This is a genomic window from Intestinirhabdus alba, from assembly GCF_009711095.1.
In the GTDB taxonomy this organism is placed as follows: Bacteria; Pseudomonadota; Gammaproteobacteria; order Enterobacterales; family Enterobacteriaceae; genus Intestinirhabdus; species Intestinirhabdus alba.
In genome coordinates this window covers 209,901-216,405 of record NZ_WMJZ01000003.1, presented here as the reverse complement: position 1 = coordinate 216,405, position 6,505 = coordinate 209,901, and the positions used below count along the sequence as shown (strand labels likewise).

The following is a 6,505-nucleotide window of genomic DNA, read 5'->3' as shown; positions in this document are numbered from 1 at the left end:
GCTTCACTTCGTCAATACGGTTCTCGCTGTACGCTTACGGTCCTTTTGCCGGAGTGAATGATTCAATCCTTCTGAGCATCAGAGTGCGGCAGTGCCTTGGGATGTAATTAAGAGGCTTAACACCATCGAACTTTATGACTTTTCCGCATGCCGGACACCAGTATTCAGTCATTTCTATCTCCCTTGCAGTCGCTTAGGAATCATCATCCCCATCGACTGAGGCTTGCGTTTGATATACCCGTCCAGACCGTACCGAACACCATCCCAACAGTGGTTATTTTTGTCTTCAATAACTGGCAAGACTTCACCAGTAATCCGGTCTGTTTTGTATGAGTAGAGACGCGCCTCTTTCGCTGTTTCTTTGCAGCGAGGATGGATGATGATCTTCTTAAACCCACGCAGACAGGTGATGCCGTCCTCTACGCTACCATGCCACTTCTGAGCGGCGGAGATATTGAATCCCTGCCCTTTGATATGGCTGATAGTCTCAGGACGGGAGTTGTCGGCTTTGATAGGCCATTTACGCGCTTCAGGGATGCCAGGGAATTTAGCCTCGTCGGTAACCTTCCAGTCGACAAGTTGCTTCGGCGTAGCACCATCTTTCCCGGCGTAGAATTTCCACATATCGTCAAGCTCTACGCCATTGCCGTAAGCCTCATACTCGATGTAGAGATTGCTTTCGAGAATGAACATCCTGATAAGCGTGTTCGGGTCTTTAGCGAAGCCGAAGTCGGCACCAAACAGCAGGCGATCAGCCTTCTGCCAGAGATCGTCTTCAAAGCTCTGCACGACGTACTTATTCGCCAGCACCTGCTTATCAGAGTTTTCGAGATAAGCGCCTTCCCAGATCCACGCATAGTCTGCGTAATCGAGATTTGCCAGGTCTTCCTGACGCTCCTCCTCAAGAACCGTCGGGAACCATGGGTTATCCACATAGTTCATCTCGACAATCATCGAGCTTTTTGGCGGGTTCTTTCTGAAGAGCTTGTCGGTGGCGCTGCCGTCTTTCTCTGGGTTCCACGTGACCCAAATTTCTGATCCTTCTTCTCGAACCGTCGGGCGAAGCTTTTTCCAAGCTGTAGCGGATACCGACTCAGCCTCATCAACCCAGGCCACAAGAATTCGCGCTTTGGATTTGATGCTGTCCAGGTTATGGCGAAGGCCACAGAATACATAGCTGACTCTGCGGTTCTTTGTCCGGATGTATTTCTCGCCAATGTCGAAGTAATCATCAAGCCATGACACAGAGCGGATAGCCTGCTTCACTTCCTCCATGGAGGACTCTTCAAGCGAATTCATGTATTCGCGAGCGCACAGGATCACGCCGCTGATATTGGCCTCTGCAGCCTGGTACGCTTTAACTGCGGTCATTAGTGCAAACGTGCGCGTCTTTGCGGATCCGCGCCCGCCATGAGCACCACGATAGCGGATGCCTTCTGTCGCGAATACGGGTACTAACTTGGCCGGTATCTGGAGGTCAACTTGGCTTTCCATTGGCTGGGTCAACTCCTACCAGGCGAATAGTGGTTGGCTTCGTTGCCATAGTTCCATCAGATGAGGTGTGATCGATAATCTGTTTATCCAAGCCAACTAATTTTGCCTTACCCATGGTCGCGGCCACAGCTGCTGATGATTGTGGCGTTTCTGCACTTAAGGCTTTCTGCCTGGCCTCTTCCAGTTCAGCAAGGAGAGAATCGACGGTGACATTATGGCGTTGCTTAATCTCGCCCCTCAATTCTTTTACCCTTAGGGCTATCTTAGGGTTATCCTGCAACTTACATGCTTGAACATGCACCGCCTCCGGCTTCATCTTGTCAGCAGCATACGCCGTCCGATAAGCCTCTGAAGCATTACCCGTTTCGATGTATGCCTGACAGAAAGCCTCTTGCTTAATAGTCAGACCTGCCATATTGGAATATTCCACTGGTTAGTAAGTATCTCGCCCGTGGGCACACATAAAACACATTCTGCTTTATCGAGATTTCACGATAGAAAACTCTGTAAAACATTCTCGATTTCTTCTACCCCCGCATCGAGACGGCGAGCAATGAGGGACAAATCAGCGCCGTCTGGTGCTGCAAACCCGGTATGCATCGTTATTGATTATCCGAACACACTCGCGCAAGGAGAAGACTGTGAGGCGGCGGTCATAGTTAATGTAGGGATACTGCGACGATACAGCGCATGGTCATTATCGAAGCCCCTCGCAAGGAGCTGCTGTAATGAGGCGCAAAAATAACGAAAAAATGCTTTCCTAGTTATTAGGAATTTGATATAGTGTTTTTACGGAAAGGGGACCGGCACCTAATGAATGATGAGGGCTTTAAAATGACTAACTTCATTTACGACACTAAAGAAATCATGACTCTGGCGTGGAAGCGCGCTCGCGAGAGTTTCGCTGATTATGAAGGTGAGCGTACTTTACGTCAGTGCTTTAAAACATCCCTCCGCATTATCTGGTCCCGCGCTCGCGCTGATATGGAAAAAGCGATCGAGCTTGCAAAATGCAGGGCAAAGGCTGTTCAGCAAAAACGCTATAAAGAGCTTCTGTCCGTTGCAACTGAAAACGGCCTGAACCACGGGAAATCCTGGACCTGCACATCAAACGATGCCCTCGTTCGTAACGGAATTCCTGCTGAGTGGATTGGTCTGGAGATTTGCTACGTCTACAACGATTAATCAGGAGTAAAAATGAGTGATTTTGAAATATTCAGCAATCTGGAAAAAATGAAGTCAGTCGGAAAATTGCTTTACGGAGACAACTGGCAATCACCTCTGTCGCGCGACCTGGGGGTATCCGACAGGACGATACGGAATTATGTTTCTGGAGAAACGAGGGTTCCGAAAAAAATATCCGAGAGACTGCTGTCGATACTCTCTCAAAAAATTGACGTTATAAACGCTGCTACGGCTATCGTTGTTACCGACAGGATTGATAACGTCAACACCGTCAATCTGCAACAGATATATAAAATCGTAGACAGCTACGCATATGAAGACGAACAATACCGCACGGCTGCTATTGACGCAGTAAATAACGCGGTTTCTGAAGGTGTATTTCTCTCAGATCTTCATGATACAGCAAGCAATTTCTCAATTTAAAACTAAAGCTAACAGGAGCTTCAAAATGACTTCAGAAATTGAAAGTTTTATCAAGCGCGACAACGCCAGGTTCATTGCCGGCTTTATTGAAAGCGGAAAAATAAACAAAGAGAGCTTCTATCAACGGGCACATCTTATCGCGCAATGGCGCAGAAGCGAAAGCGACGCAAGCTATGACGATCTCTATGCCGCCGCTTATAACGAACTCCATGCCGAAATCAAATCGGCGAACCTGGAAATAACTCAATAACCGTTTTTTATGCTGAGGCTGCTCAAATGCAAGCTCAAACAGTTCAACTCAAACTACTCGCCGCCGCTCTTGAGTTAACGCGCGCCGACATAGCAGAGATAATCGCTCTCGGCGGCGTAGCTGTATCAAAAAGCCGCGTTGACAGCTGGCTACGCAGTCGTGGCGCGACGAAAAACGCGACCGGCAACTCAGAATTGCGCGGGACGAGAATCAATCGATCTGGCGAGATAAACAGCGACGAATTTCACGCTTTTTGCGTCGGACTCAAGCCCTGGCTTGCTGCGCTGGATAAAAACGAGTAATTTTACACAGGTTCCCTGCGCAAGCCGGGATGAACCGTTTGCAATGGCCGCTTGCAGGCCAAGTTCTGATAGTTCCCCGCGTCAGCGGGGTTGAACCGTTTATCAGGAAAGTTTGAAAGCAAGGTTCTGTTCCGTTCCCCGCTCCGGCGGGGATTTTCATGGCGCTTACCCAGCACGGACATATCCGCTCAGCAAATCAGGTTGAGTGACCTTCATGATTCGCTCATGCTCGACCGCAAGAACGTGCTTCTCTTTCTTTCGCTCATTCATCAACCGGCTACCAATCGTGCCTTTCAGCTTTGAGCGTGTTTCTTTGATGGCGTAGCGGTGCTGCATTTCTTCGCCAATGGCCATGCGTCTGCTAAGCTGTTCTGCCATCCAGTTAAATGCAGAAATGTAGCTTTCTTTGATTGCCGCAGCCGCTTTACCAGTAAAGCCCATCACAACCATGATCCAGCCATCTTTAGTAAGGCTATACATTGGGCGAAGCTTACCTTGCTCATCGATATAATCAGCCGACGCAAAATTGCGTTGGCTAAATTCGTTGGAGCAATCAGCTTTCACCTGTTCTATTTTCCTGAGAACGTCCCCATGTCTCTTGCCAAAGTATTCAGCAACTTTTCTGGACGTTGTTACGACCTCTCCGTTTTTGGATTGCACCATTTCTCGGAAATCGAAGGCCGGAATAACTGACGGATTATTCATAGCGTTTTTTACCTTTTAGAAAGATGAGCCTGTTCGCACAGAAAAGCCGCCCCGAGATGGTCGCCACCATATACGGCAGTTCTCAGGCTCAGCTTTCTGAAAGACTCGGGATTGTCATGCGCTGCGATGCGCGGTGAAATTTGTGAGCATAGTCACTTTACATGTAATCATTTTTTGATTACATTAATCACATCGAAAGCGACTTAACCGAAAAGAGAATTGACTATGACTACTATCACTATTGCTAATGAAGTGCCCGCTCAGACTGTTGCCAAAATTCAGGCAGTACTTGATGACACAGCTTTAAGAGACGCCAGTTGGAACGGCGTGAACTTCCAGATAGAACGCGGTGATTTTACCTGCATTGAAAATGACGAAAGCGCAGAAGCAGTTAGGCTTCTTCACAAAATTAACGACATCATCGCGGGGTACTAATGCCTCTTAAAGAATTTATAGATACTCATTTCGGCGGCAATCAGGCCGCCTTTGCTCGCCTTATGGAAGTAAACAGGCAACAGGTTACCAAATGGCTGGCTGATGGGTGGGTGGTTGTAGGAGATATCCTGTACAGCCCTAAGCGTGAAATACCCGCTAACGGCGATAACATTGCGTCCTGATATATTCCTGCAGGCCACGAATCATTTTGTCGGCAGTGGCGATTCCGTCCCTGTGACGGTAATAATCCCGTTGAGCGTCTGGAGTAAGTTCGGCGGCTCCTGCATCATCCACGCCGGAGGAGGTGGAGGATTCACGCACGGGCGGGCATTTTGCGTTGAGCTGCAGCCGGCGCTTGCCAGCAGTAACATCGTTACGCAGGCGCTCAATAATGTTTTTCGCATCTGCTAATTCCTGAGTATATCTGACGTCCAGTTCAGCAATGGCCTGCTGGCGGACCTGCATATCGTCGATAATGCCATTCGCCAGCGCCAGCGCCTGTGTTTTTTCATCACGCTGCCGTTTGTACTCAATAGCGTTGTCGCGGTAGTGATTAACAGCCCAACCCAGAGAGCTGATTGCGACAATGATGATGGCGCAGGTTATGCCTGTTAATCTGCTCATGACTTCGGCTCGTTTACCTTTCCGCCAGCCGCTTTGAACTTGGCAATAAGGCTATCTGCTTTGTGCTCAAACTGACCGTAACCAGCGCCTGGGAGTGACGCCCAGATGTTGCTGCAACGGTCGATTGCTTGCCTGATGTTTCCCTCATCAATGAGGGAGAGAGCGCCGCGCTCTTTAATCTGCTGCAATGCAACAGCATCCTGGCTGGAAGGTGAGAAGTCTTTCAGTCCAAGCTGTTTACGGTAGGCATCCCACCAACGAGACAGAACTTGATAGCGCCCGGCGGCAGTGGATTTCAGATTCGGATTCAGCGTTACCAGTTTTCGCGGGTGATCTGAGTAATCAGTGAAAAGCGATCCACCAACAATCACGTCATAGCCATGATTCTTTGTAGGCTGACCAGGCTTATCTGTTCCCTCTGACCATGCCAGCATGTCGAGGAATGCCTTACGCTGAGGATTAATTGCCTGCATCGTCCACCCCCGCTTTTCTTGCGGCAAACCGCTTAATCAGGTTGCCGATCGAATCCGTGCCAATGTAGCCAATAAACACGCTGGCAATGTAAGCCAGGTTGCTGCTCAACCCGGTGAAATCGAGCAGGTCACGAACGAACCATGCGATCATCGCGCACATTAGCGCGTCGATTAATGTTTTCGTCATCGCGCCGCCGTTATAGCGCCCACGGAGGTAGGCCATCACGAACGCCAACAGCGCACCAATCCCCTGCTCTTTTGCAGCGAGTAGTGATGCGATGAAATCGTGTTTGTAGGGCATTTTCATAATCTCTCACCTCGCAATAGCGGGTGCTGTATTGTGTAGGGTGCGCCTAGCCCAGCTCGTCATGAGAGGGTATTGTGCAGGTGATTGGGCGGGCGCAATTCGGGAATAAAAAAGCCCGCAGGGCGGGCAAGAGGGTTAGGTTGTGACGGCAGGAGATTGACTCTGCGCGGCAGATTGAAGGCTGCAACCCTATCCAAATAATCAAGATGGCTTATCACAACGGAAAGAACATTGACTCGGTAACTATATCGCGTTGCGATTCGATACTCGTCGATGCAAGGCCCTTACCTGTTGTGCAAACGCAAAA

At 49.3% G+C, this 6,505-nt stretch carries 11 protein-coding genes; 5 read left to right on the top strand and 6 right to left on the bottom strand.

All coding sequences use genetic code 11. The features are described from left to right. Window positions 1–174: 174 nt before the first annotated feature. Together GJV78_RS03870 and GJV78_RS03865 are read right to left on the bottom strand one after the other, a co-directional pair. Window positions 175–1,494, bottom strand: a complete 1,320-nt coding sequence (locus tag GJV78_RS03870; RefSeq protein WP_155107079.1) for a PBSX family phage terminase large subunit — start codon at window positions 1,492–1,494, stop codon at window positions 175–177. Further along, entirely contained in the window at window positions 1,478–1,909 is a 432-nt protein-coding gene (locus GJV78_RS03865; protein ID WP_155107078.1) for a terminase small subunit, read from the bottom strand. The genes GJV78_RS03870 and GJV78_RS03865 overlap by 17 nt, the downstream gene beginning before the upstream one ends. Before the next feature lie 398 nt (window positions 1,910–2,307). Here GJV78_RS03865 and GJV78_RS03860 point away from each other — a divergent pair, with 398 nt between their 5' ends. The 4 genes from GJV78_RS03860 to GJV78_RS03845 are packed head-to-tail and all read left to right on the top strand — an operon-like array spanning window position 2,308 to window position 3,654. Next, window positions 2,308–2,679 carry a hypothetical protein gene (locus GJV78_RS03860; protein WP_155107077.1) on the top strand — a complete coding sequence of 124 codons (372 nt, stop codon included), beginning with the start codon at window positions 2,308–2,310 and terminating at the stop codon, window positions 2,677–2,679. A 12-nt stretch (window positions 2,680–2,691) separates the two neighbouring features. Beyond that, complete coding sequence (locus tag GJV78_RS03855; RefSeq protein WP_155107076.1) at window positions 2,692–3,102, top strand: helix-turn-helix domain-containing protein; 411 nt, start codon at window positions 2,692–2,694, stop codon at window positions 3,100–3,102. A 25-nt stretch (window positions 3,103–3,127) separates the two neighbouring features. Further along, on the top strand, window positions 3,128–3,352 hold the full coding sequence (locus GJV78_RS03850) for a hypothetical protein (RefSeq protein ID WP_155107075.1): 225 nt from the start codon (window positions 3,128–3,130) through the stop codon (window positions 3,350–3,352). Between the two features lie 26 nt (window positions 3,353–3,378). After that, window positions 3,379–3,654, top strand: a complete 276-nt coding sequence (locus GJV78_RS03845; RefSeq protein WP_155107074.1) for a DUF1456 family protein — start codon at window positions 3,379–3,381, stop codon at window positions 3,652–3,654. Between the two features lie 165 nt (window positions 3,655–3,819). Here the strand turns inward: GJV78_RS03845 and GJV78_RS03840 are convergent, their stop codons facing one another. Beyond that, window positions 3,820–4,359 (bottom strand): Rha family transcriptional regulator, encoded by a 540-nt coding sequence (locus tag GJV78_RS03840; RefSeq protein WP_155107073.1) that lies wholly within the window; start codon window positions 4,357–4,359, stop codon window positions 3,820–3,822. Between the two features lie 225 nt (window positions 4,360–4,584). Here GJV78_RS03840 and GJV78_RS03835 point away from each other — a divergent pair, with 225 nt between their 5' ends. Next, complete coding sequence (locus GJV78_RS03835; RefSeq protein ID WP_155107072.1) at window positions 4,585–4,794, top strand: hypothetical protein; 210 nt, start codon at window positions 4,585–4,587, stop codon at window positions 4,792–4,794. A 156-nt stretch (window positions 4,795–4,950) separates the two neighbouring features. Here GJV78_RS03835 and GJV78_RS03830 read toward each other — a convergent pair whose 3' ends face one another. Genes GJV78_RS03830 through GJV78_RS03820 form a run of 3 tightly spaced genes read right to left on the bottom strand, consistent with a single transcriptional unit; the run spans window position 4,951 to window position 6,198 of the window. Next, entirely contained in the window at window positions 4,951–5,418 is a 468-nt protein-coding gene (locus GJV78_RS03830) for a lysis protein (RefSeq protein WP_155107071.1), read from the bottom strand. After that, entirely contained in the window at window positions 5,415–5,891 is a 477-nt protein-coding gene (locus GJV78_RS03825; protein WP_155107070.1) for a glycoside hydrolase family 24 protein, read from the bottom strand. Before GJV78_RS03825 ends, GJV78_RS03830 begins: the two co-directional genes overlap by 4 nt. After that, window positions 5,878–6,198 (bottom strand): phage holin, lambda family, encoded by a 321-nt coding sequence (locus tag GJV78_RS03820; protein ID WP_155107069.1) that lies wholly within the window; start codon window positions 6,196–6,198, stop codon window positions 5,878–5,880. Before GJV78_RS03820 ends, GJV78_RS03825 begins: the two co-directional genes overlap by 14 nt. Window positions 6,199–6,505 lie beyond the last annotated feature (307 nt).

What these genes read in the sequence shown, in the direction of transcription:
- GJV78_RS03870 (WP_155107079.1), bottom strand. Translation starts at nt 1,494, where the DNA reads ATGGAAAGCCAAGTTGACCTCCAGATACCGGCCAAGTTAGTACCCGTA.
- GJV78_RS03865 (WP_155107078.1), bottom strand. Translation starts at nt 1,909, where the DNA reads ATGGCAGGTCTGACTATTAAGCAAGAGGCTTTCTGTCAGGCATACATC.
- GJV78_RS03860 (WP_155107077.1), top strand. Translation starts at nt 2,308, where the DNA reads ATGAATGATGAGGGCTTTAAAATGACTAACTTCATTTACGACACTAAA.
- GJV78_RS03855 (WP_155107076.1), top strand. Translation starts at nt 2,692, where the DNA reads ATGAGTGATTTTGAAATATTCAGCAATCTGGAAAAAATGAAGTCAGTC.
- GJV78_RS03850 (WP_155107075.1), top strand. Translation starts at nt 3,128, where the DNA reads ATGACTTCAGAAATTGAAAGTTTTATCAAGCGCGACAACGCCAGGTTC.
- GJV78_RS03845 (WP_155107074.1), top strand. Translation starts at nt 3,379, where the DNA reads ATGCAAGCTCAAACAGTTCAACTCAAACTACTCGCCGCCGCTCTTGAG.
- GJV78_RS03840 (WP_155107073.1), bottom strand. Translation starts at nt 4,359, where the DNA reads ATGAATAATCCGTCAGTTATTCCGGCCTTCGATTTCCGAGAAATGGTG.
- GJV78_RS03835 (WP_155107072.1), top strand. Translation starts at nt 4,585, where the DNA reads ATGACTACTATCACTATTGCTAATGAAGTGCCCGCTCAGACTGTTGCC.
- GJV78_RS03830 (WP_155107071.1), bottom strand. Translation starts at nt 5,418, where the DNA reads ATGAGCAGATTAACAGGCATAACCTGCGCCATCATCATTGTCGCAATC.
- GJV78_RS03825 (WP_155107070.1), bottom strand. Translation starts at nt 5,891, where the DNA reads ATGCAGGCAATTAATCCTCAGCGTAAGGCATTCCTCGACATGCTGGCA.
- GJV78_RS03820 (WP_155107069.1), bottom strand. Translation starts at nt 6,198, where the DNA reads ATGAAAATGCCCTACAAACACGATTTCATCGCATCACTACTCGCTGCA.